The organism is Streptomyces alfalfae, from assembly GCF_004127445.1.
Taxonomy (GTDB): Bacteria; Actinomycetota; Actinomycetes; order Streptomycetales; family Streptomycetaceae; genus Streptomyces; species Streptomyces alfalfae.
Genome location: NZ_QEXM01000057.1, coordinates 24,932 through 47,104, shown reverse-complemented (window position 1 = coordinate 47,104; position 22,173 = coordinate 24,932). Strand labels below are relative to the sequence as shown.

Sequence of the window (22,173 nt, the reverse complement as noted above, 5' to 3'; positions counted from 1 at the left end):
GGAGTGAGGATCACCGCCGCGATGATCGATGGCGGTGCGGCACATGGGGTCGGTACGTCACTCGCACCAGCAGTTGGCGCCCGCACGCGCCGCCCCGTGTGTCCGCACCCCGCCGGCCTACGGCACGCGCCGCTCGACGCCGGCCTGGTCGGCGCTGTGGCAGACAGCGGTTCCCGTCGTCCTGGGCGTGGCCGTCGCCGTCACCGGCCGGCTCACGCTCGGGTGGCTGATGCTGCGCATGGCCGGTGAGTCGGCGACCGACCGGCTCGTCTTCCTGCCCCTGGCGGGCGTCGACGCCGCGGCCGTCATGGCGGTGACCCTGCCGAGCATGCCCGCGTTGTGGCGCTCGACGCGGGCCGAGGGGCTGCGCACGGAGCAGACGGTCACTCCGCTCGCGGAGCGGGAGCCGCCAGCACCGCCGCAAGGCCCTCCCGCAGATCCCTGACGAAGTACTCGGGCATCTCCAGCGACGGGAAATGTCCCCCGGACTCCGGTTCCCTCCACCGGACGATCCGGCGGTACCGCTCCTGTGCCCAGGCGCGCGGGTACTTCTCGACGTCGCGGGGATACATGGTGATCGCCGACGGGACGTCGACCCGGAGTCCGGGGTCGAGCGAGTCGTGGCTCTCGTAGTAGATGCGGGCCGCCGACGCGCCGGTCCGCGTCAGCCAGTACAGGGTGACGTCGTCGAGGACGCGGTCCCGGGACATCGTCTCGAACGGGCTGTCCTCGGTGTCCGACCACTCGGCGAACTTGTCGAGGATCCAGGCGAGAAGCCCGACCGGTGAGTCGACGAGCGCGTAGCCGATGGTCTGCGGCCGGGTCGCCTGCTGCTTCGCGTACGCCGCGCGGTGGCGCCAGAAGTCGCGGGTTTCCTCGGTCCACCTGCGTTCGACCGCCGTCAGACCGTCCGTCGGCGCCCCGGGCAGCCCCTCCGCGAACGTGGAGTGGATGCCAAGCACGTGCGCCGGGAACCTGCCGCCGAGAACCGTGGTGATGTTGCCTCCCCAGTCACCCCCGTGGGCGGCGAACTTGTCGTAGCCGAGCCGTCCCATCAGTTCGACCCAGGCGGCCGCGATCTTCTCGGTCCCCCACCCGGTGGCGTCCGGCTTGTCGCTGTAGCCGAAGCCCGGCAGCGACGGGACCACGACGTGGAACGCCGGCGCGTCCGCGTCGTCCGGATCTGCCAGCTCGTCCACCACGTCGACGAACTCGGCGATGCTGCCCGGCCACCCGTGCGTCAGGATCAGCGGGGTGGCGTCCGCGCGCGCGGACCGGCGGTGCAGGAAGTGGATTCCCAGACCGTCGATCGTCGTGCGGAACTGGCCGATCCGGTCGAGGCGCGCCTCGAACGCCCGCCAGTCGTACGCGGTGCGCCAGTAGTGCACGACGTCCACGAGGTCGTCGAGCGGAACACCCTGCGCCCATCGGCGAGGCCCGGGCGCGGCGCCCCGGACCGTCTCGGCCTCCGGCAGTCGCGCCGCGGCCAGTCGCGCGCGCAGATCGTCGAGTTCGGCATCCGTCGCGTGGGCTTCGAAGGCTTGTACGTCGCTGGTCGGGCGGGGCATGGGACCTCCTGGCCATCGCGGAACCGGCTGCGACCCGAAGCGAACCGGCTATGACGGTTCTAGCAGTCTTCTGAGTCAAGCCGCAACCAGCTATGGTGGTTCCATGCGTATCGAGTTCCCTGACTTCCGTCTCGGCAATGTGCTGGCGACCAGCTTCACGGGGACTCTGTCGGAGCGTCATGGCACCCCCGTGGAGCGCATCCCCACCCCGCAGCGACTCGTCGACTGGCTTGCGGTGAACGGCCTCGCCGTGGACTCCTGCACCCCTGCCCAGCTCGATCTCGCACGGGCATTGCGGGAGTCGATCCACGCCGCCGCGACGGCGGCCGCCGTCCACGACGCCCTCCCCGTATCCGCCGTCCGCGTCATCAACGACCGCAGCACCCAGGGCCGGGCCGCGGCCGTCCTGACGCCCGACGGCAAGCGGCGGTGGCGGCTCGGCTCGGCTTCCCGCGTGGAAGACGCGCTCAGCGTGATCGCCGCCGACGCGGTCAGCGTCCTCTCGGGCGAACGGGACGGAAAACTCGCCTTGTGCGCGTCACCGACCTGCCGAGCCGCCTTCTTCGACACCAGCCGAAGCCGCACCCGCAAATGGTGCGACATGAACACGTGCGGGAATCGCCAGAAGAAGGCACGCTTCCATGCCAATCAGCGCAGAGATCCCGGATCAGCCGAGTGATCGCCTCGGCGCCCGGGAGTCCGCGTCCCGGTGCGCCGATTCCTGCGGATTCGGCGGCGGCACGAGGCGGGGGCACTACTTTCCGGTCGTACGGGACTTCCCGCCGAGGGACTCCTGATAGGCGTCCGCATAGGTGGGCGAGTCCTTGACCAGGCCGTCGCAGAACGCGGCGACATCACTGCCGATGAGCTCCAGGACCCCCTTGCCCGCGGCGACGCCTTCCTCGAAGAAGTCGACGATCCCGGGGAGCAGAGGACCGTCGAGCAGGCCGACCGGTCCGACCCTGAACAGATACTTCTGCATCTCCTTGTAGACGATCCGGTAGTCCGGCGGAAGCGCCTTGACCCGCGCCAGGTGCGCCCGCCACTGCTTCTTGCCCTCGATGACGTCCTGGATGCCCACGTCAGCCTCCCAGCCGGCTCAATTTCCTCGCGACGTTCCTGTTCAACTGCTCGCGCCACCGGTCGCGATGGGTTCGGGCCCCTCCACCGCCGACCAGCGCCACGCAGAAGCCGGGGATGTCGTCGCCGAGCACCTCGTGGGCGCTCTGCCCCTCCGCCGCCGCCTCCTCCAGCAGCCCCAGGGCGGCGTCGAGGATCGGTGTCAGGTTGCGGCCGGTGAAGTCCCCATGGGGCAGGAGGTGCACCTTGATCTGGCCCCACGCCACCCGGCAGTCGTCCGGCAGGGCCTCGGCCCGGGCCTCGAACGCCTTCCAATCCCGGGTCAGGTCGCCGCCTGTGACGGTCTCCCAGAAGTTCATCTCCCGCCCTCCCTGAGCCTGTCGATGCGCGATGAGACGTACTGCCACTTCGTCCAGAACTTCGCGAGCTCTTCGCATCCCGCGTCGTTGAGCGCGTAGAACTTGCGCGGCGGTCCGACTCCGGAGGGCCGCTTCGTCACCTGGACGAGCTTGTTCCTCTCCAGGCGCAGCAAGATGGTGTACACCGTCCCCTCGACGACGTCGGTGAAGCCGAGGTCGTTCAGCTGACGGGTGATGGCGTACCCGTAGGTCTCCTCGCCGGCGATGATCTCGAGCACGCACCCTTCGAGCGTGCCTTTCAGCATCTCCGTCAGGTCGTCCAACGCGAAGCCCCCTCGACCCAGGTGGTACTACGTAGTACCGAGTACCACTACACGGTAGCACTAGGTACTGGAGGCGTCAGCGCGGCCGCCTCGTCCTCTGCGGTTTCGGGCCCGCGCGCCGCGGGACGCTCCCGGACGGCGGTGGGAGCGGGGGCGGTGGGGTGACCGTGGGAGGCCTGCCGCGGTCGGAGACGTCCTCCCAGCGCTGGGCGTCCTCGTTCCAGTAGCGTCGTCGCTCGCTCATCGCACCCCTTCGTCACATGCCGAGAAGACCGGCGAGGGTCCCCGCCGAGGCCAGCACCGTGGTCAACGAGGCCGCGTCCGTGAGGAGTTCACGCAGGCGCCGCAGACGGCTCTCGTCCGCGCTTCCCGTACGGGTCACCTCATTCTCCGCGTCGGCCAGGGCCTCATCGAGCTCCGCGGTCAGTTCCGTCGTCCGGGTCCTTGCGAGGTCGGCCCTCAGCTCACGGAAGGCGGCGAGCAGCCGTTCGGTCCCCTCGTCGTACGACGGAGTGGTCCCGTGGTAGCTCCTGGCGTTCGCGTGGCTGCCGATGGCGAACGTGCTTTGGGACACATCGCCGATGCTGACGTGGGGCTGCGGCGTTTCACCGGCCATCTCGGGCAAGTCCCCTCTGCGGCGGGGCCTGTCCGCCGCCTGTCGTGGTGGTCCGCATGCGCGTGGCGGCGCGGGCGTGGTTGCCGATGGCGAACGTACTGTCCTGCACCGACTCGATGTTGACACCGCCGTTGCTGATGTTGACGACCTTCTGGGCGAACTCGTCCGTCTGGTAACCGGCGTCCGCGAGCGCCGTCTTCACGCCGTACGCGATGCGGTCCTGCACGCTCCGGAGGTAGCGGTCGACGTCCATGGACTGGAAGAGCGACCCGCCCGGCTCCGCGGCGAGTTCGCGGATCGACACCGCCGGGCCTTCGGGCTGTCCGCCGGTGAACTCGCCGGTCATCCGGCGCCAGCCCCGGACGGCGCGCCGACTCAGCGCGGCCAGGGCCTGCCCCGGGGCACTGGCCATACGGGTGAGGATCTGGACCGTCTTGCCGAAGGCGTTCTGGTCGGCGAACCGGTAGGCCTCGTGGTCGGCGTCCTTGAAGTCCGCACGCACGGGGAACAGAACATGCGGGGCCACCTCCAGCATCAGCATCCGGCCCTGCGTGTGGACTCGGACGAAGACGGTGACGACCAGCTCCTCCTCCCAGCCGCCCACCCTGATCCGCAGGAAGTGCCGGCGCTTCTCGCCGCCCTCCTCCAGCGAACGCGTCCGGTGCATGTTAAACGAGTACTGGTCGTACGGCGCGTCCCCGCGGTGCAGCAGGCCCTCCGCCGGGAGGAACACGCACTCGTCGATCTGCAGATGGCGCAGCCGGTCCCGTACGACCCGGCCGTCCTGCTCGGCCGGTTCGGCCACTTCCCGCAACTGCTCGAGGAACGGGCGCACCGCGGCGAGGACCGTGCCGTTCCCGATCGGCCGCCTCTCCCGCACCGGATGCGGCCGCAGCTCGACCGCGAGGACCCAGGTGTCGTGCGCGGTACCGGCGCCACAGAACGGGTGCGCCTCGTGGTACATGACCAGGGGAGCGTGCTGCTCGATCCGGATGCGGTGCTTGAGCAGCTGGAACGGGCGCCCGCCGACCCGTTCGGCGGGGTCGTTGGCCGCGTCCGGGAAGTGCCGTGGGGACAACTCGCCCCGCAGCACGCGCGTGAAGTGCGCCTGCTGCCCGGCGACGCACCCCGCCATCGCGAGCAGCGTGGCCAGCGCGAGCCAGGCGTCCAGGGCGGTGACCCCGCCCGGCCCGGCCTCCGGCAGCAGGAACCGCAGAGAGGAGGGCAGCCCGTCACGGAGACCCTGCAACACGAGCCCGAACGTGTCGCCTTCGCCGGTCGCCCCCAGGCCGATGACCAGAGTCACCAACACGAGGTAGGCCAGGAGGAAGCGCCCGAACCAGCGGAGCGCGAAGGCGGGCAGGCGACGACGTGTCGGCGGGTCGTCGGCCGCGCCCCGGACCCGGCGTCCGAGGGTCAGCAGCAGCCCGGGGAGCACCAGGACCACCAGCCACCAACCCGCCGCCACGATGCCGAGCGCCAGCAGGCCGAGCACGCCCCAGGCCCAGGCCAGTTCCACCCGTCGGGCCCGCAGGGCGTGGGCCAGGACCCGCGCGGCGTCGTACCCGAGGGAAGGCGCCGCGACCCGGTGTTCCATGAGGTAGAGCTCGTCGATGACGCAATCCCTGTACGACGCGTCCAGATACGTGCCCGCACAGAGCAGGCGGGTGGCCTCGCTCGCGTGCGGGGCGGCGACCTGTGGCGGTGGGGTCGGCGGCGGGGGCTGCGCCGGCACGTGGGCGGTACTCATGAGGCTCCTCCGCGCTCAGGAATTCCTCGGCACAGGAACGCGACGTGACGAGACCCGTTCAGAGGACATCAGCATAGGGTGACGGACCGTCGGGACCCGTTCTGCCGCACGCGCATATCGGCCAACTTCCGCATCGCGTACGGTGGTTGCGCGACCGGTCCGTGCTGTTGAGTCGAGGCTCCGGCCCACCCCGTCCACCCACTCGCCCACCCGCCCGACACCGGGGCCCACCCCCGGCAGGCGGAGCTACTTGACGTGTCCGAGCGCCTTGGCGCGGCCCTTCGCCCAGCCGGCGAGGAGGGTCCCGACGGCGAGCGCGGCGACGTACGCGCACAGGGCGCCCGCGAACGGCAGTCCGCCGAGCACACCACGGTTGTCGTGATCGACGAGCAGCCGGATCAACCCTTGACCGCTGAAGACCACTAAAGCCACCCCGGCGATCAGCAGAACGACGAACTTCATGATGCCCCTTCAGCCGTTTTAGCAATGCGTTTGCATTGTAATAGAATGTCCATGGCGACGCAATGCGAACGCATTGGCTCGTTGATCGCCATGGAGGACGCATGCCGAAGATCGTTGACCATGAGGAGCGCCGACTCCGCCTGGCCGAAGCCGTCTGGACGCTGACGCTCCGCGACGGCCTGGAGGGCGTGACGCTCCGCAAGGTCGCGGTGGAGGCCGGGGTGTCCATGGGGCAGGTGCAGCATTACTACGCCACCCGGGAGGACCTGGTCCGCGACGCGATCGACCGCGCCGTGCGGGCACTGAACGCCCGTATCGAGGCATCCATCAAGGCGGCCGACCCGGCGAGCGCGGAGACGATGCTCCGCGAGTGCCTGCGTGCCGTGCTCGCCCGGGACCCGGAGAGCCTGCGGCTGCTCCAGCTGTCGGTGGCGGTCCTCGGCAGGGCGATCGCGGATCCGGCCATGGCCGACGTGCTGGCTCCGGGGAGCGGCGAGCTTCTGGACTTCACCGCGGGGCTCATCGCCGCGGCCCGGCAGGAGCGGGGCACGCCGGCGCGGGGCAACGGCCTCATCGACGCCGACATCTGCTGGAATCTCGCCACGAGTCTGGGGGTCGACGCCGCCCTGGGCCAGCGTTCTCCCGAGGACGCGCTCAAGGTGCTGGACTACCACCTGGACAACCTCTTGGGCTGACCGCCGCCTGCCCGGAGCCCGGGGCCGGTGTGGCAGGGCACGCGCGCCAGGTCCGGCCGGTGCAGCCGGCCGGGTCAGTCCGCGTAGCCGTCGAGGTCGGTGAGAGGGATCTTCGACACCGTGTACGTGCCCTGTCCGGCCGCCACCAGTTTGCCGCTGTCACTGTAGATGTCGCTGCGGGCCACATAGAGGGTCTTCCCCGCGGTCACCACCGTGCCGATGGCGTGGATGCCTTCCTTCTGCACCGGCCTGATCAGGTTGATGTGGTAATCGACCGTCAGGACGCTGAAGGTCTCCTCCATCGAGTTGGCCGCCACGAACCCGGCCGTGTCCCCCACCTCGAACATCATGGCGGCGTGCAGGAAGTCCGCGTTCTGGGTGAGGTCGGCGTGGAACGGGATGGCCACCCGTGCGCGCCCGGCCTCCTCGATCTCGATGGTCTTGTCGAGGAACCGGGAGATCTTGCACTGCATGCAGCAACGGGTGAGCTTCTCGAAGTGCGTCGACACGGTACTCCTCCATGGGCGGCGGCACGACTATACGAGGGACACGACGAGGCTCGCATTGATCCCGCCGAACCCGAACGCGTTGATCAGACAGTGGCGCAATGTCGTCCCGCGGACCTCGCGGGCGATGTCGGCCTTGTCGAACTCCGGGTCGGTCTCGTCCAGGTGCAGTGTCGGAGGAACGGCCTGGTGGCGGAGTGACATGAGGGCGCCGGCGAGATTCAGCGGACCGTTCGCGGCGAACGAGTACCCCATGTGCCCCTTCACCGACGTGACGACCGGCCGGTGGCCGGTGTCCGCCGTGAGCGCGCGCAGTGCCTCCAGTTCGGCGGCGTCACCATGCACCATGCCCGAGGCCTGGGCGAAGACGCAGTCAACCGCGTCCGGCACGAGACCCGCGTCGGCGACGGCCCCGGCCATGCACCGCGTGACGTGGCGGGCCGAGAGACCCGTGAGATTGTCGCCCCCGCTGTTGGCGTCGAAGCCGGTCAGCTCGCCGTGGATCACCGCACCGCGCGCCTCGGCGTGCGCCCGCTCCTCCAGGACGAAGACGGCGGCCCCCTCACCGACGACGATCCCGTCCCGCGAGCGGTCGAAGGGACGCGGGGTGGTCTCCGGGTCCTGATGCCGGCTCAGCACCCTCATGGCCTGGAAGCCGGAGTAGGTGATCGGGGTGATGACCGCCTCGGAGCCGCCGGCGATCGCCCAGGTACGGGCGCCCGACCGGATCGCGCGCACCGCCTGCCCCATCGCCTGGACGCCGCTCGCGCAGGCGCCGGCGACCGTGACCTGCTCACCCTCGATGCCCTGACGCAGCGCGATCACGCTCGCCGCCATGTTGGGGATGAGCGAGGGGATCAGGAACGGGCTGGTCCTGCGCACACCCTGCTGCTCCTGTCTCAGCACGCCCGCCTCGATGCTGGGCAGTCCACCCATGGACACCCCGAGGTACACACCGCCCCCCGGCGGGCACGGGCGGTTCGCTGCCTCCGCCCCTGCCTGACGCCCCGCCGCAGGCTTCAGACCGCTGTCCTCCAGCGCCCGTTCGGCGGCGAACAGCGCGTACCGCACGAAGGCGCTCATGCGGGGGGTCTCGAACTGGAGCGGGCCCGGGGCGAACGTGATCACGGAGTCGTCGATCTCACCGGCGAGGCGGCTGTGGAACCGGCCGGGGTCGAAGCGTGTCACCGGCGCGATGCCGGAACGTCCGGTGGTCAGGCCCTGCCACAGCTCGTCGGCCGTCGCGCCGAGAGGGCAGACCACACCCATCCCGGTGACCACCACGCCGTGTCGCGCCACGTCGGTCCGGATCGTCAGGCCCGCTGCTCGGACGCGTCCAGTGTCCGCCGGATGTACTGCTCCAGGTCCCCCATGGTCTGCAGGTCGTCCATCACGGACTCGTCGAAGTCGACACCGAAGCAGTCCTCCAGGAAGAGCAGCAGTTCGACCATCTTGAGTGAACTCATGCCCTCGATGGAGTTGCCGATGTTCGACTGCGGCGTCAGGTGGGACACGTCGGCTTCGACGAACTCCCCGATGTGCTTGACGATCTTGTCGAAAAGTTCCTGGTCCCGCTTGTGCTCCTGCTTCTCAGCCTGCATCAGGTGCCCCTCCAGATGTCACGCGTGTCGGCTCGTCGGTACGGCGGAACGGCGGGCGTTGCTCGATGATCTCCCGGCAGAGATGGCGCTGGATCTTGCCGCTGGTGGTCCTGGGGAGCTGTGCCCGCCGGATCCAGTGGAAGGTGACGCCGCTGATGCCGAACGCCTCGGTCAGGGCGTCGCGCACCTGGTCGGTGATGGCCCGCCGGTCGCGGCCCTCGCCGATCCGCTCGTCGAGAAGGAGATGGAGCTGCTCGGTGAGCAGCATGGGGTCGGGTACGCCGAGCGCCACGACCGCGGGGGTGCGCGGGCTCTGGGCGACGGCTTCGACGAACCGCTCGATCTGGTCGGGGATGTAGTTGCGCCCGGAGATGATCACGATCTCCTTGCGGCGGCCGGTGACATACAGCTCACCGTCGAGCAGGTAACCCAGGTCGCCCGTGCGGAGATGGCCGTCGGGGCGCTTGATCCGTTCGTCCACGGCGGCGCCCGTGGCATCCTGCTCCCCCGCACCGGAGTCCGTGGCGTCCCGCTCCGGAAGGTAACCGTCGATGACGCTGGGGCCCGCCACCTCTATCTCACCGATGGCGCGGTCGGGCAGGGGCGTTCCGTCCTCGTCCACCACCCTCAGCCGGTGGCCCGGTATGGCGGGACCCACGCACATCATGCCCAGGCTGCGGAGGTCGCCGTCCGGGCGGGGCTCGGCATGCCCCTTGGCGGCGACGGCCTCGGCGTCGACCCGGTCGACCGCGTAGGGGCGGCCGACGTCGGGGATCGTGGCCGCCAGTGTCGCCTCCGCGAGGCCGTACACGGGCCTCAGCGTCGTCTCCGACAGGCCGTAGGGGGCGAACGCCGACTGGAATTCGCGCAGGGTGGTCTCGTGCACCGGTTCCGCGCCGCACAGGGCCACACGCCAGGAGGACAGGTCGAGGTCGGCGGGGGTCCGGCGCTTGGCCACCCGCGCGCAGATGTGGAACGCGGAACTGGGGGCGGGCGAGAGCGTGCCCCGGTGGCGGCTGATCCACCGCAGCCATGACAACGGGTTCCGCAGGAAGTTGACGGGGTCCGACAGCACCATCGGGATCTGGGCGTGCAGGGCGTACGAGATCCCGATGAGGCCCATGTCGTGGAAGAGCGGGAGCCAGCTCACCAGGGAGTCGGTGGGTCTGGCGCGTATCGCCTCGGCGATCGCCCGGACGTTGGCGGTGATGTTGCCGTGCCGGACCATGGCCAGCTTGGGTGCTCCGGTAGAGCCGGAGGTCGCCTGGAGATGGGCGAGCGACGACGGGGTGGCCCGCGGGGCGTCGAGCGTGCGGGGTGCGCCGCGCAGCGCGTCGGGGGTGGCGACCGGGGCGGGCAGGAGCGACGCGAGGGAGTCCGCTGCTTCCGGGGCCGTGATGACCGCGCTGACCCGTGCCTGCTCGGCGAGGCCTCGCAGGCCCGCCGTGTGCCGGGGGTTGTCGCCGACCGGTTCCGCCGCGATGACGGGGACGACGCCCGCGTAGAGGCAGCCCAGGTAGACCGCGAGGAAGTCCCGCGAGGTGGGCAGGACGACGAGGACGCGCTCACCCTCCCCGATCCCGTGCGCGTCGAGGCCCGCCACGGTCCGGCCGACGAGCCGGCACACGTCGGCGTAGCTGAGCGCGTGCTCCTCCTCGGACCGCTCGATCACGTGGAACGCCGACCGGTCCGGGGTGCGGGCGGCGCTGTCGAGCAGCGCGCCGATGACGGTGTCCGCCGGGGTCGGAGCCGTCATCGGGCGTACTTCTTCACGAATTCCACGTCGGTGGACTTGGCCGAGCGGCTCAGCCATGCGCGGAGTTCTCCGTGGCGGGCGTCGAAGTCCGCCTTCAGCACGTGCTCCCGCAGGGTTCCGCCGGAGGTGTAGTACGGCTTCTCCAGCTCTTCGAGGAACGTGATGTGCTGCTGCATGCCGGCCCGGCCCCGGTCGACACTGCGCGCGTACGCCTTGAGGCGGGCCCGGCGTTGGGGCCGCGTCTCGATCTCGAAGGCCCGCTTGAAGAAGATGTCGTAGCTGTCGAGAATGCCGCGCTGCAAGGCACTCGGGCGCATCTCGCGGGGGAAGATGCCGACGAACGAGTAATGCTGGTACGTCGGCACTTCCATGATGATCCGGTGGTCCTCGACGTCCTGACGCGCCCCGTACAGCAGATTCTGGAAGGGGTACTCCGCGAGGCACACGAACACCGGGTGCATGATGCGGGCCTCGGCGCACCAGCGGGCGGTGGCCTCGATCGCCTGCCGGTCCTGGACGTCGAGTCCGAAGATGATCGCGGAATGGATGGCGATGTCGTTCTCGGCGAACCGCAGCAGGCGCCGCGTCTGCTCGGAAGGGTCGACGCGCTTGTTGAAGGCCTGGAGGACACTCGGGTCCTCCGATTCCACGCCGAGGCAGTATTCGTCGAATCCCGACCGCTTGAGGTCGAGAACCAGGTCGATGTCGTCGGCGTGGTTGACCCGGCTCATGGCGATGAATTTGTAGCCGCGGTCCCGGAAGGTCTCGGCGATCTCCCGGCAGTAGTCCTTGCGGGTCGTGAAGTTCAGGTCGGTGACGTAGAAGCGGTTGCATCCGGTCTGCTCGTAGATGGCGTCGAGTTCATCGCGGACGTCCGCCGCCGTCTTGGTGCGGAATCGCCTGCCGAGCAGACGGATCGCATAGCAGAAGGAGCAGGCGAACGGGCAGCCGCGTGACATGGAGACCGTCGCCCAGTGCAGCTTCGGCGCGCGCGCCAGGAACTTGGGGTTGATCGCGGTGGCGATGTTCCCGTACCGGGCGACCGTGTTGAGGACCAGTTCGCCGTCGGCCCCGATGTAGGCCAGGTTGTCGACCTGGGTGAGCGGCTCGCCCTCCTCCAGCGCTTTGATCAGCTGGACGGCGGGGATCTCTCCTTCGGCGATCACCGCGTAGTCGGCGTAACGCAATACTTCGTAGGGGGCGAACGCGGCATGCGGGCCGCCCATGATGACCACGCAGCCGGGCCGTTTGGCGCGCTGGATCAATTCGATCGTCTCGATGTTGGACCAGAAGTGAGTGGCCAGCGCCGAGATCAGGATGTAGTCGTAGTCGGCCAGGGGGAAGTCCTCCGGCTTCTCCCCCCAGAACATCTGGCACATCTCGACCCGTGCGTCCGGGTATTCCTGCTGGACGAACGACGCGACGTAATAGATGCCGTCGTTGTACGTGGTCGCCAGGGTCGACGCGTCGGGATAGGCCTCATGGAATCCGAGCTGCACGCAGAGGATGTTGAGGCGCCTCATGACGCCGATCCCGAGGGGCTCAGCGATGTCGTGCCGCTGCGGCGCGCGAACTCCTTCCGCACCTTCTCCTTCATCTCCTGCTTGAGCTTGCGGGCGATGCGCTCCGGGTCGTTGACTTTGCGCTGCGCCCAGGCGAGCAGGTCACGCGCCTCGGTGCGGTTCATCTTCGGGTGCTTCCACACCAGGTTGTACAGGTCGTGCTTGCTGAGGTCCGGCTCGTCGACCAGGTGTTCCATCTGCCGGTAGAGACGAGTGCCGTGGAACGGGGTGAGCAGCGTCAGCTGGCAGGCGAACAACTCTTCCTCGCAGAGCTGCTCGATGTCGTACTGCATGTCCTCGATGCTGTCCTCCGCGAAACCGACCATGAAGGTGCCGAGCGCGCGGCGGCCGTTGTCGATCAGCTCGCGGACGGTCTGCCGGACGTTGTAGACGTCGTCGCGCTTCTTCACGTCCGCCATGTTCTTGTCCCGGTACGACTCGATGCCGACGATGGCGCCGTCCATGTACCGGTCGGTCAGCTCGGGAATCCTTCCCCGGATGAGGTCGGCCCGGGTCAGGCAGATCCATGGGAGTTCGCGCTCCGCCAGTGCGTCCACGACCTGTTCGGCGAGCTTGTTGGTGAGGAAGAAGCTCTCGTCGTAGATGATGACGTGGGCGACGTCGGAGTCCCGGTACTCGTCGAGCGCCGCGTACGTGTCCTCCATGAAGATGGCTTCTTCTTTGGGGTTGAAGATCGGCGTCGAGCAGAAGGTGCAGCCGATGTTGCACCCGCGTTTCGAATACAGATAGCCCACCGGGGACTTCAGTCCGCGAAAGCCGCTCTCGCCGAGCATGGCGGGGTGCCGTACGCGCGGCAACGGTGTGCCGTAGACGTACTGGTGGATCGGCGCCTCGCCCGCGCCCTTCACCTTCTTGGTGAAGTAGGGGTCGATTCCCGGGGAGAGGACGCCGTAGTTTCCGGCCCATATCTCGGGCACACCCGCCTCGCGCGCAACCTTGGCCATCTCGATCGCGACGGGCGTCGACCAGGTGTAGAAGCTGATGCCGACCATGTCCCAGGTCTCGGACTCCAGAGCGCTGAGATATTCGGCCCAGGTCGGGTATTCGAGGATTTCCACGTCCGGCACATTGTGCTTGATGAAGCGGAGGCCGGTGGGCGGGCAGGTGACGGAGAGCCGGTCCTCCAGATCCACCGCGCAGGTCCAAGCCATATAAGTGTCGGTCCGGTCGTACCAGTTCCCGCCGATTCCGTCGGGTTCGACCAGAGCCTCCTTCGGAGCGGTCGTGAGGAGTACTCGCTTCATCTGCCGACCCCTATCGCCACGAAAATGCGCTGCCTATATTCGGCCTGTCGCGGGCATGGTCGTGCATCGATCTGCCCGCAATAACAAAAAGGCACCTCGTTTAGCATGCACAGAATGTTTGCGACTCTAGGATCGGCCCAAGATTTGTGTCAACCCTCCTACTGCGCCGGCGATATGAGCCACCGCATTCACGCCAGCCGGCCGCCGGCACGGTTTCTTGATCCGATCACCTCGCCCGCCGGTAGGCGGACCGCACCCGGCGGCCGGAGCCGCTGCGGGTGCCGGGCAACTCGGCCGGAACCGATGTCCTCCCGGCCGTGTCGCGGTGGCCGGCGCCGCCGCTGGATCGTTCTCAGGCGGCTCGGCCGACGTCCAGCCGTTCGGGCGACGGCTCGTAACCAGCCGCCCTGTAGGTGGCGACGGCGGCGGTGTTCGAGCTCGGGGTGCTGACGAGTGCGCTCGACGCACCCATCTCGCGCAGCGCCGCCGCAGCGGCGACGCTGATCGCCGTCCCGTGGCCGCGACCACGATGGTCGGCGTGGACGCCCATCGGCTCCAGCAGGCCTGGCTTGCCGGGCCCGGCCGACCAGACCGTCGCCGCGGCCACCGCGTTGTCCTGGTCGTCGTAGCCGATCAGGCAGCGGGCGTCGGAGTAGACCGGCCCGGCCGCCAGGACGTGCCAGACCTCCTCGGTGAACTTCGGGCTGCCGAACGCCGAGCGGTGCACCGCGGCCCGCGTCCCCGCCGTCCGCGGACCGGCCACCTCGATCCGCAGGCCGCAGTCGCGCACCGGCTCGGAGAGGTCGCGGCGCAGCGGCGTCCACGGCTCGTCCGGATTCCAGCCCGCCTCCAGAAGGACCTCGCGGAGCAGAGCGCCGTTCGGGATTTCGACTCCGGCCGGCCCGGCCGGCAGGACCCCGCGCTCCGGATCGTCGAGGTCCGCCTGCAACTGACGGGCCAGAGTCTCGTCCTGTCGCAGGTCCGGCGCGGTCGTCAGGCGAAGCACATCGGGACCGTCCAGGTAGCCGACGGCGATGATCCGCCCGTCCGCGTTCCAGGTGCGGACGTCGGCGGCCAGCCTCTCCGCGCCCAGCGCCCAGGCCCAGCCGAGGTCTCCCGGGTGGAGTTGCAGCGGCGTACGGTCGTCCTGCCATGCGCGGAGCGCGTCCACGACCCCCATCAGCCCGTCCACGCCGGGCTCATTCACCACGATCGTCATGTCCCGATCCCACACCAACGCGGCGACCGGCCGCACCCGGTTTTCTTCGCACGGCCCGTCAGATCGACGGGACACGAACCGAGTACGCACCCGGAGACAGGAAGGCGGCGGAGCCAGACGCAGGTCGCGTTCGGCTCCGCCGCCTTCCTGCGGAGCGAGTCAGGCTCCGGCCCGGCAGGTCACCGGCACTGAGGAACCGGGCCGGCGGGCTTGACGTAGCGGGCGGCGACATAGCCCTTGGGCATCGAGACCTGGTACCAGGTGCGGTTGCCGCCGACGGGCTGCCCCATCTTGCGGCAGGTCAGGTCGATGACCTCTCCGCTGCGGAAGAACCCGGTGACCGCCGAGTCCGAGTTCGGCTGCTGGCGCACCTTGAGCCCGGTCCTCGCGATGACCTTGCCCTTGACCGTCTTGGCGGGGCTGACGACCGTGAGAGTGGCACCGGCCACCCATCGGCCGCATCCCGTCCCGCTCACCGTGACCTGGTGCCGACCGGGGACGGCCGTCCCCTTCACCAGGGCACGGCCCAAGTGCGCCGAGGGGTTGCCCCTCTTGGTCAGCGTCACCGTCCTGACGAAGGCGTCGGACCTGGCCTGCACGGAACGGCACCCTCTGGGAGCGCCGTCGAGTCTCACCGTGGCTTTGCCCCCTTGCTTGACCGAATCGGGGGTGAGCGAAGCCCTCGGCGCCATGACGGACGGCGTCTGCACGCTGCCGGCATCGGCCTGGGCAAAGCTGGTCGTCGCCACCGAAGCAAGGGCTACCGCCGCACAGCCGCTCACGGCATAGCGAACCATCATCTGCGTTTTCCCTTCAAGACGCCGCATGCAATCTCCGCGGGGCCGAGCCTCGCGGGCATGAAGGCACCATAGGTCCGCAATTGGAGCAAATAAGGCTTTCGCCACGCGGCGCGTACCCAGATCATCCGATTGCGTCGAAGGGCAGGTGGAGAGGGCCGAGCCCCGGGGGAGGCGCGCGTCACGCCCTCCCCCCGGCCAGACGCCGTGTTGCCGGAGCGGCAACAAATGTGGCACGGCCGCGGTGCGCTGGAGGACGGTGGGTTCGTGACCGATGAGAACGCAGGACAGCCGCCCGCCCCCACCACCGCCTCGCCCGCCGGGGAGTACCTCGGAGATCCGGCGGTACGCGATGAATGGGACAGCCGATACGCCGACCGGGAGCAGTTGTGGAGCGGCGCGCCCAATGGCGCACTCGTCGCCGAGGTCGGCGACCTCGCCCCCGCACGAGCGCTCGACGTCGGCTGCGGCGAGGGCGCGGACGCCATCTGGCTCGCGACCCGCGGTTGGGACGTGACGGGGCTCGAAGTCTCGGGGGTGGCGCTGGAACGGGCGGCCGGGCACGCGCGGGAGGCCGGCGTCACCGTCGACTGGGTCCACGCCGGGCTGACGGAGGCGGGCCTGCGCCCCGCTTCCTACGACCTGGTCTCCGCCCAGTACCCGGCCTTGCCGCGCACACCTGACGCCGCGGCCGAGCGCGCGCTGCTGGCGGCCGTGGCGCCCGGCGGGCTGCTGCTGCTCGTACACCACGCGGGCATGGACACCCATCAGGAGCACGAGAGCGGATTCGACCCGGCCGACTACGTCTGGCCCTCCATGGTCTCCGCCCTCATGGACGAGAACTGGAAGGTGGAGGTGGACGAGCAGCGGCCGCGCGTGGCGCCGGATGGCGGCGCCGGCGCCCATCACACCGACGACGTCGTGCTCCGCGCGCGTCGACTGCGGTAGGCGCTTCTCGACGGCGGCCGGGGCTTCTCGATGACCTGTGGACCCGCGTGGGCCCGCGGGCTCAGGCGAGGGCCGCGGCCAGCAGGGCGCAGGCGGCGATGATGACGGCGACGCGGGCGTAGTGGCAGCGGCCCCAGCGGTTCATCTGCCGCCTCCAGTCGGCGGGCCGGTTGTCGGGGGTCCAGGTCTTGTTCAGGTCTTCACCACCGTGGTCGTCGGCGTGATGGTGGGGGTGGAGTTCGCCGTCGCCTTCGTCGTCAACCGTCGCCCGGGTCACCGCCCTCGCCCGCGCCTACCTCGACTTCGCCGCACGCGACCCGGCGGTGCACGACGCGATGTTCCGGCTCGACGGCGGCCTGGCGTTCGCCTTCAGGACACCCCGGAGCCACTGAAGGACGCCTTCTCCGCCTTGCTGGAAAGCCTCGAAGAGGTGGCCGGGGACGGCGTCCACCCGGGGCTGTTCACCGAGGTGTTCTGGGCGGCCCTGCACGGGATGGCGACCCTGGCCCGGGCGGGACGGCTGCCGCCGCAGGACACCGAGCGGCGGACGGAGCTGCTGGTGGACCGGCTCGCCGTGCTCTGACGCACCGCGTCGCCGGCCTCGGCGGTAGCGCCGGTCCGCACGCCTTGGGCGCTCCGGTTGTCCGGAAGGCGTGGCCCGGCCCACGGGCTGGTATGAACGACGCATGCTGAAGATCCTTCGCTGGTTCTCCCTGCTCGCCTCCACCACTGCGTTCCTCTGGGTGCTGGTCGAGGGACCGTGGTGGTTCGACGGAGAATTCCTGCGCTCCCCCGGCACGTTGGAGGCCGCGGACGGCGTGGTGATCACGGGCTTCCGCGCCGCGCTCGTCGCGGCAGTCGGTGGCGCGGTCGCCGTGCTCACCTACCTCCACACCAGGAGGAGGGACCGGGAAGAAGTCGAGCTGGCGCGCGACGGGAAATCCACCGACCGCTATATGGAGGCGGTGAAACTGCTGGCCTCACCCGACAGCATCGTGACCAGGCTCGGGGGCATCTACGCCCTGGAGCGGATCATGTACGAATCGGAGAAGGACAGGGAGACGGCGATCGAGGTGCTGACCGGCTTCATGAGGACACACGTCAGGGCGACGACGGGTGAGGGGCTCCTCCCCCACCAGGATCACGTGCCCGACGACCTCCAAGCGGCAGCCGACGTCATCGGCCGCAGGCCCGACAAAGGCATCCACCAGCACGAGAACTCCCTGGTCGCCTTCACACAGGCCCCGGACTGGCGTCCTCTGGTCCCGCTCGATCTGCGGCGCGCCGAGCTGGCGGGGATCCGCCTGGAGAAGGCGCTCCTCTACCGAGCGGACCTGCGGCAGGCCGAGCTGACGGGCGCGGACCTCTCCTACGCGAAATGCGCGGAAGCGGAATTCCATGAGGCCCGAGCACAGGGGGCGAAGTTCCACGGCGCGGACGTGTCGCTGGCCGACTTCTCCGGAGCCGACTTGCGTGGCGCGGACTTGAGCACGGCCGACGTGTCCTTCACCATTTTCGCCGGCGCACGTCTGGACGGAGCGACTTTCTCGACGTACGCGAACATCAGCCCACGGCTGTGCGTCGGGGCTTCCATGGTCGGTGTGACAGGGATATCCGATGACCTACGGAAGTCGCTGAAGGAGTTCGTGGCCCGGATCGACGTTGCCGAGCCGGGCCAGTGAAGCGGGCTCAGTCTCGGCGCAGCTGCTCGGCCAGTCCGACGATGACGCCCTCGGGGCCGCGGACGTAGCAGAGCAGGTAGCTGTCCTCGAACCGGGCGATCTCGCCGACGAGTTCGGCGCCGTGCGGGCGCAGGCGGGCAACGGTGTCCTCGATGTCGTCGACGGCGAACATGACACGGTGCGTGCCGAGAACGTTGTGCGGCTGGTTGCGCGGCTGGGGGCCGGCCGCCGCGGGGCTGCGGTACTTCGCCAGTTCGAGCCGGCTGTTGCCGTCCGGCGTCCGGACCATCGCGATGTCGCAGTGGACGCCGTCGAGCCCGGTGCACTGGTCGGCGAAGCGGCCCTTGACCTCTGTCCTGCCCTCCAGCTCCATGCCGAGTGCCTCGAAGAACGCGATGGCCGCGTCCAGGTCCTCGACGACGATGCCGACGTTGTCCATCCGCTGAATCGCCATGCTGGGTTCTCCTTCTCCCTCGCCGCGGCCGACCGCCGGGTGACGACATCGACGGCTTTCTTCCATAGACGTACCACTCGCCGGGACGCGTGGCGCGCCCCGACGCTGTTCACCACCCCGACAGGCTGTCGCCGATGTGCACAGGGCCCCGATGTCGAACCCGCAGCGGCGTCGACCTGTCCACGTGCCGGTCACCACGCTGTCCGCCGCTGTTCATGAGCCGCCGGGCAACTCCGTTCTCGGGCACCCTGTCTCACTGGGTGACCAAGAGCACCACCGCACACGTACACCCTGAAGGGTCACTTCCGTATGCGCATCAACCGGACCATCGCAGCCACCGCCACACTCGCCCTGGCTCTCGGTACGGCCGGCTCAGCGGCGTCGGCCGCCCAGGCCGCCCCGTCCGCCGCCCGGGCCACGGCCTCCGTCGTCGTGGCGGACGGCGAACTCTGGTACAAGGCGGCACCCGGCCAGCGGAACAAGGTGACGGTCGACGAGGAGATCGACACCCGCGGCGAGCACGACTCGTACTACGTCCTCACCTTCCACGACCGGTACGACATCGCCATCTCCGCCGACGCGGCGGCGTACGACGAGTGCGTGTACCCGGAGGAGGGCGACCGCACGTCCGTACGGTGCGCGGTCAAGATCCCGGAGAACTCGGACGACTCCGACAGCTACGACATCGACCTCGGCGACAAGGACGACACCGCGACGCTCGCGCCCGACAGCCAGGCCTGGGCGGGGATCTACGGCGGCAAGGGCGACGACGTCATCAAGGCGTCCGCGTCCGCGCTGCTGCACGGCGGCGAGGGCGACGACCGCCTCGACGGCGGCGGCGGTCCTCTCGGCTTCGGCCCGTGGGGCGACGCGGGGAACGACACCCTCACCCGCTGCAGCCAGGACTGCTTCGGCGGCCCCGGCAACGACTCCCTGACCGGCACCGGCGAGAACAACACCCTGCACGGCGAGGACGGCGACGACGTCCTGCACGGCAAGGGCGGCGCCGACATCCTTTACGGCGGCAAGGGCAACGACAAGCTGTACGGCGAGGCCGGCGACGACACGCTGTGGGGCAACAGCGGTGACGACGCCCTGTGGGGCGGCACAGGCGCCGACAAACTCTCGGGCGGCCCGGGCCGCAACGAACTCCACCAGGACTGAGCCCACCCCCGGACCGGTGTGCCGCCCCGGTCCACGGGCCAGTCACCCCTCGCCCCCGACCACTGGGCCGAGGGGTGATTTTCTGCACTCCTCGCATGCCGCGAACGGCCAGGGACACGTGCCCGCCGACGGTTTGATCTACCCCGGGGCCAGTTCACGTCGCGCCGGGCGATCAGCTGTCGCGCACGGCTGCCGCCGGCTCGCGGACCATGAACACGTCCACCGGGCCCTCGGTCTCGCGTGTGAATCCATGCCGCTCGTACAGTCGCCGGGCCGGGCTGCCCCGCAGGACATTCAGCCGGACCACGGTGCCATCGCGGTCGCACCGCTCCAGCAGCTCGCGCAGCACGGCCGTGCCCATGCCGGCGCCCTGGAGGTGCGGAGCCAGGTAGAAGTGCTCCAGCCAGTGGCCGTCCTCGGCCGGTCGCAGCGACACACAGCCGGCGAACGCGCCGTCCACCTCGATCGCCCAGGTGTGGGCCGGCGCGAACCCGTCCCGCAGACGCTGCCGCACTCGCTGCTCGTCATACCGCCCGAGGCGCTCCAGATCCGCCCGCAGCACCAAGGCCCGCAACTCGGCCACCGCCTCGACGTCCGCCACCGATGCCGATCGCATCTTCCAGTCAGCCATGATCGCGAAACTACCCCGCCGCAGGGCGGTGTGGTCACACCGGCAGCACGAGCCGCCGAGGCGGCCGTCGCGTCCTAGGGGAACAACCACCGTACTCACGGGGGTGGTTGTGCCCCCGGGAGCCGGCGTCCCGCCGCAGCGGTGCGCGGCCCCGGGGGCGAGACGGCGCACACCGTCAGTGGGCGAGGACGCCGAACTCGGTGCCTGCGCTGACCTGGGAGTCGACCGGCGGCTTCACCACACGGGTGGGCGAGGCACCGGCGACCTTGCCGCTCTTCGTGCCGACCGACCAGACCTCCGGCACGCTGGACCGGACCGGGATGGTGATCTCGGGCTGCTTGTCGTTGTTCAGGTCCGTGGTCTTGAGGTGCGAGGGGATACGGTACGTGCCCGTGGGGCGGGGCAGGCCGGACGCGTTGTGGGCGTAGAACGTGGCTCCGGTGCCGGTGACGCCCCTGGACGAGCTCTTCAGCACGTAGAAGCCGCCGCCGGTGATGTAGCAGTGCTCGCAGGTGGACTTGCGCTCACCGGTGGCGCCCACGACCAGCTCGGCGTAGCCGTCGCGGTTGAGGTCGGCGGCAGCGACGGAGGCGCCGAAGCGGTCGCCCTGCTGCACGCCGCCCGGGATGCCGGCGGTGTCCTCCGTGAACACCCGCGTGCTGCGGTCCTCGTCGGCTCCGTTGGACGAGCCGTAGTTGACCCGGACCACGCCTGCGGCGTATTCGGTGTCGAGCGTGGACTGCGCGTCACCCACGGCGATGTCGCCGTAGCCGTCCTTGTCGAAGTCCGCGATGGCGACGCTGTTGCCACCCCGGATGGTGGCCGGGGTCTGGCGCAGCCCGGAGGCCCCGCCGAGGAGTACACGGCCCCGCTTGCGCTCCTCGCCGAGGACGACGAGGTCGTCGATGGACCCCTTGTTGACGCGGCCCACGGCGATACGGTCCTGTGCGTCCGTGAAGACGGGGTAGTTGCGACCGGTGTCCACCTTCTGCGTCGAGACGGGCGTGCCGTCCGCCTTGAAGGGACCCTTGAAGAGGCGGAGCGACGTGGAGTAGCCGACGACCAGGTCGGTCTTCCCGTCGCCGGTGAAGTCACCGGCCTTCAGCACCGTGCCGATGTCGGACCAGTTCATGGGGTCGTCCATCAGGGTGCCGCCCTTGAGGCCGGTGCGGCTGCCCCAGAGCAGACTGACCTGGCCCCGTGCGCCCACGGCGAGGTCCGCGTAGCCGTCGGCGTTGAAGTCGCCGTTGGTGAGGACCTGCCCGAACCGCCCGCTCTGCGTCGGGTCGCCCGGCACTCCGGGGCTGTTCTGCGTGACGGCCTTCAGGCCGGTCTTCTGGGCGCCGTACTTGCCGCCGTACGAGACGGTGACATAGCCCGCGCCCCACGCCTTCGTGGTGGCCCCGTCCGCGCCGGTGACGTCCACGTCGGCGTTCGGGGAACCGACGGCCAGGTCGTGGTATCCGTCGCCGTTGAAGTCGTCGGAGTACCGGGTGGGCGCGGGGCCCGCGGTGGCGGCCTCGGCCTGGGTGCCGGTGGAGGCCACGATGCCTCCGCTGAGCGTGGTGGCCGCCGCGGCGAACGCGATGGCGTGACGGATGTGGCGTCGCACGTCCGTTTCCCCCCTATAGGTGTGATCGAAAATACGCCTTCAAGACCTACGACACAGGGGAACGGTTGTACGGATTTCCGCATCGCTTCCCGGCGCGCGATGCCCTTGCCACTCGCTTCGGGT

At 69.7% G+C, this 22,173-nt stretch carries 24 protein-coding genes and 2 pseudogenes; 7 read left to right on the top strand and 19 right to left on the bottom strand.

Going from position 1 to position 22,173, the window contains the following annotated elements:
• Positions 1 to 43: 43 nt before the first annotated feature.
• On the top strand, positions 44 to 445 hold the full coding sequence (locus tag DCW30_RS34915; protein ID WP_123985641.1) for a hypothetical protein: 402 nt from the start codon (positions 44 to 46) through the stop codon (positions 443 to 445).
• On the opposite strand, the gene DCW30_RS34910 is transcribed toward DCW30_RS34915, so the two are convergent.
• Positions 384 to 1,568 (bottom strand): epoxide hydrolase family protein, encoded by a 1,185-nt coding sequence (locus DCW30_RS34910; protein WP_076687932.1) that lies wholly within the window; start codon positions 1,566 to 1,568, stop codon positions 384 to 386. The two genes, DCW30_RS34915 and DCW30_RS34910, sit on opposite strands and share 62 nt — an antisense overlap.
• 103 nt (positions 1,569 to 1,671) lie before the next feature.
• Here DCW30_RS34910 and DCW30_RS34905 point away from each other — a divergent pair, with 103 nt between their 5' ends.
• Positions 1,672 to 2,247 (top strand): CGNR zinc finger domain-containing protein, encoded by a 576-nt coding sequence (locus tag DCW30_RS34905; protein ID WP_076687930.1) that lies wholly within the window; start codon positions 1,672 to 1,674, stop codon positions 2,245 to 2,247.
• Positions 2,248 to 2,322: 75 nt separating this feature from the next.
• On the opposite strand, the gene DCW30_RS34900 is transcribed toward DCW30_RS34905, so the two are convergent.
• From DCW30_RS34900 to DCW30_RS34875, 6 genes are all read right to left on the bottom strand, one after another.
• On the bottom strand, positions 2,323 to 2,649 hold the full coding sequence (locus DCW30_RS34900; RefSeq protein ID WP_076687928.1) for a DUF1048 domain-containing protein: 327 nt from the start codon (positions 2,647 to 2,649) through the stop codon (positions 2,323 to 2,325).
• A gap of 1 nt (position 2,650) precedes the next feature.
• Positions 2,651 to 3,007, bottom strand: coding sequence for a DUF1048 domain-containing protein (locus tag DCW30_RS34895; RefSeq protein ID WP_076687926.1), 357 nt, complete (start codon positions 3,005 to 3,007; stop codon positions 2,651 to 2,653).
• Entirely contained in the window at positions 3,004 to 3,330 is a 327-nt protein-coding gene (locus DCW30_RS34890; RefSeq protein WP_076687924.1) for a PadR family transcriptional regulator, read from the bottom strand. Before DCW30_RS34890 ends, DCW30_RS34895 begins: the two co-directional genes overlap by 4 nt.
• A 256-nt stretch (positions 3,331 to 3,586) precedes the next feature.
• Positions 3,587 to 3,946 carry a hypothetical protein gene (locus DCW30_RS34885; protein ID WP_076687922.1) on the bottom strand — a complete coding sequence of 120 codons (360 nt, stop codon included), beginning with the start codon at positions 3,944 to 3,946 and terminating at the stop codon, positions 3,587 to 3,589.
• Positions 3,936 to 5,696 (bottom strand): hypothetical protein, encoded by a 1,761-nt coding sequence (locus DCW30_RS34880; RefSeq protein ID WP_076687921.1) that lies wholly within the window; start codon positions 5,694 to 5,696, stop codon positions 3,936 to 3,938. Before DCW30_RS34880 ends, DCW30_RS34885 begins: the two co-directional genes overlap by 11 nt.
• 246 nt (positions 5,697 to 5,942) lie before the next feature.
• A complete protein-coding gene (locus DCW30_RS34875; RefSeq protein ID WP_076687919.1) occupies positions 5,943 to 6,158 on the bottom strand; it encodes a hypothetical protein in 216 nt (71 codons plus the stop codon).
• Positions 6,159 to 6,259: 101 nt separating this feature from the next.
• Between DCW30_RS34875 and DCW30_RS34870 the strand changes: the two genes are divergently transcribed.
• Positions 6,260 to 6,853: a TetR/AcrR family transcriptional regulator gene (locus tag DCW30_RS34870; RefSeq protein WP_076687917.1), complete on the top strand. Its 594-nt coding sequence runs from the start codon at positions 6,260 to 6,262 to the stop codon at positions 6,851 to 6,853.
• A 74-nt stretch (positions 6,854 to 6,927) separates the two neighbouring features.
• Here DCW30_RS34870 and DCW30_RS34865 read toward each other — a convergent pair whose 3' ends face one another.
• From DCW30_RS34865 to DCW30_RS36940, 8 genes are all read right to left on the bottom strand, one after another.
• The gene (locus DCW30_RS34865) at positions 6,928 to 7,362 is read right to left on the bottom strand and encodes a PaaI family thioesterase (protein WP_076687914.1); all 435 of its coding nucleotides are present in this window, start codon (positions 7,360 to 7,362) and stop codon (positions 6,928 to 6,930) included.
• Positions 7,363 to 7,389: 27 nt separating this feature from the next.
• Positions 7,390 to 8,658, bottom strand: coding sequence for a beta-ketoacyl-[acyl-carrier-protein] synthase family protein (locus DCW30_RS34860; protein ID WP_062768104.1), 1,269 nt, complete (start codon positions 8,656 to 8,658; stop codon positions 7,390 to 7,392).
• 14 nt (positions 8,659 to 8,672) lie between these two features.
• Positions 8,673 to 8,960 carry an acyl carrier protein gene (locus DCW30_RS34855; RefSeq protein WP_076687912.1) on the bottom strand — a complete coding sequence of 96 codons (288 nt, stop codon included), beginning with the start codon at positions 8,958 to 8,960 and terminating at the stop codon, positions 8,673 to 8,675.
• The gene (locus DCW30_RS34850) at positions 8,950 to 10,716 is read right to left on the bottom strand and encodes a fatty acyl-AMP ligase (RefSeq protein WP_076687909.1); all 1,767 of its coding nucleotides are present in this window, start codon (positions 10,714 to 10,716) and stop codon (positions 8,950 to 8,952) included. The genes DCW30_RS34855 and DCW30_RS34850 overlap by 11 nt, the downstream gene beginning before the upstream one ends.
• A complete protein-coding gene (locus DCW30_RS34845; protein ID WP_076687907.1) occupies positions 10,713 to 12,239 on the bottom strand; it encodes a B12-binding domain-containing radical SAM protein in 1,527 nt (508 codons plus the stop codon). The genes DCW30_RS34850 and DCW30_RS34845 overlap by 4 nt, the downstream gene beginning before the upstream one ends.
• Positions 12,236 to 13,543: a B12-binding domain-containing radical SAM protein gene (locus tag DCW30_RS34840; protein WP_062768116.1), complete on the bottom strand. Its 1,308-nt coding sequence runs from the start codon at positions 13,541 to 13,543 to the stop codon at positions 12,236 to 12,238. The genes DCW30_RS34845 and DCW30_RS34840 overlap by 4 nt, the downstream gene beginning before the upstream one ends.
• 352 nt (positions 13,544 to 13,895) lie before the next feature.
• Complete coding sequence (locus DCW30_RS34835) at positions 13,896 to 14,762, bottom strand: GNAT family N-acetyltransferase (protein WP_076689771.1); 867 nt, start codon at positions 14,760 to 14,762, stop codon at positions 13,896 to 13,898.
• Between the two features lie 179 nt (positions 14,763 to 14,941).
• A complete protein-coding gene (locus tag DCW30_RS36940; protein WP_076687906.1) occupies positions 14,942 to 15,361 on the bottom strand; it encodes an SH3 domain-containing protein in 420 nt (139 codons plus the stop codon).
• A 426-nt stretch (positions 15,362 to 15,787) separates the two neighbouring features.
• On the opposite strand from DCW30_RS36940, the gene DCW30_RS34825 reads away from it, so the two are divergent.
• Positions 15,788 to 16,507: a class I SAM-dependent methyltransferase gene (locus DCW30_RS34825; protein ID WP_418347326.1), complete on the top strand. Its 720-nt coding sequence runs from the start codon at positions 15,788 to 15,790 to the stop codon at positions 16,505 to 16,507.
• Between the two features lie 61 nt (positions 16,508 to 16,568).
• Here the strand turns inward: DCW30_RS34825 and DCW30_RS34820 are convergent.
• Positions 16,569 to 16,700 (bottom strand): annotated as a pseudogene (locus DCW30_RS34820) (DUF1772 domain-containing protein); the annotation flags it as partial.
• Between the two features lie 76 nt (positions 16,701 to 16,776).
• Between DCW30_RS34820 and DCW30_RS34815 the strand changes: the two are divergent.
• Both DCW30_RS34815 and DCW30_RS34810 read left to right on the top strand, forming a co-directional pair.
• Positions 16,777 to 17,090, top strand: a pseudogene (locus tag DCW30_RS34815) (TetR-like C-terminal domain-containing protein); the annotation flags it as partial.
• 103 nt (positions 17,091 to 17,193) lie between these two features.
• Positions 17,194 to 18,189, top strand: coding sequence for a pentapeptide repeat-containing protein (locus tag DCW30_RS34810; protein WP_076687901.1), 996 nt, complete (start codon positions 17,194 to 17,196; stop codon positions 18,187 to 18,189).
• Positions 18,190 to 18,196: 7 nt separating this feature from the next.
• On the opposite strand, the gene DCW30_RS34805 is transcribed toward DCW30_RS34810, so the two are convergent.
• Positions 18,197 to 18,643 (bottom strand): VOC family protein, encoded by a 447-nt coding sequence (locus DCW30_RS34805; protein ID WP_076687899.1) that lies wholly within the window; start codon positions 18,641 to 18,643, stop codon positions 18,197 to 18,199.
• Positions 18,644 to 18,952: 309 nt separating this feature from the next.
• On the opposite strand from DCW30_RS34805, the gene DCW30_RS34800 reads away from it, so the two are divergent.
• On the top strand, positions 18,953 to 19,807 hold the full coding sequence (locus tag DCW30_RS34800) for a calcium-binding protein (RefSeq protein WP_076687897.1): 855 nt from the start codon (positions 18,953 to 18,955) through the stop codon (positions 19,805 to 19,807).
• A gap of 172 nt (positions 19,808 to 19,979) precedes the next feature.
• Here DCW30_RS34800 and DCW30_RS34795 read toward each other — a convergent pair whose 3' ends face one another.
• Both DCW30_RS34795 and DCW30_RS34790 read right to left on the bottom strand, forming a co-directional pair.
• Positions 19,980 to 20,438, bottom strand: coding sequence for a GNAT family N-acetyltransferase (locus DCW30_RS34795; RefSeq protein ID WP_076687895.1), 459 nt, complete (start codon positions 20,436 to 20,438; stop codon positions 19,980 to 19,982).
• Positions 20,439 to 20,613: 175 nt separating this feature from the next.
• Complete coding sequence (locus DCW30_RS34790) at positions 20,614 to 22,050, bottom strand: FG-GAP and VCBS repeat-containing protein (RefSeq protein WP_076687892.1); 1,437 nt, start codon at positions 22,048 to 22,050, stop codon at positions 20,614 to 20,616.
• Between the last annotated feature and the right edge of the window lie 123 nt (positions 22,051 to 22,173).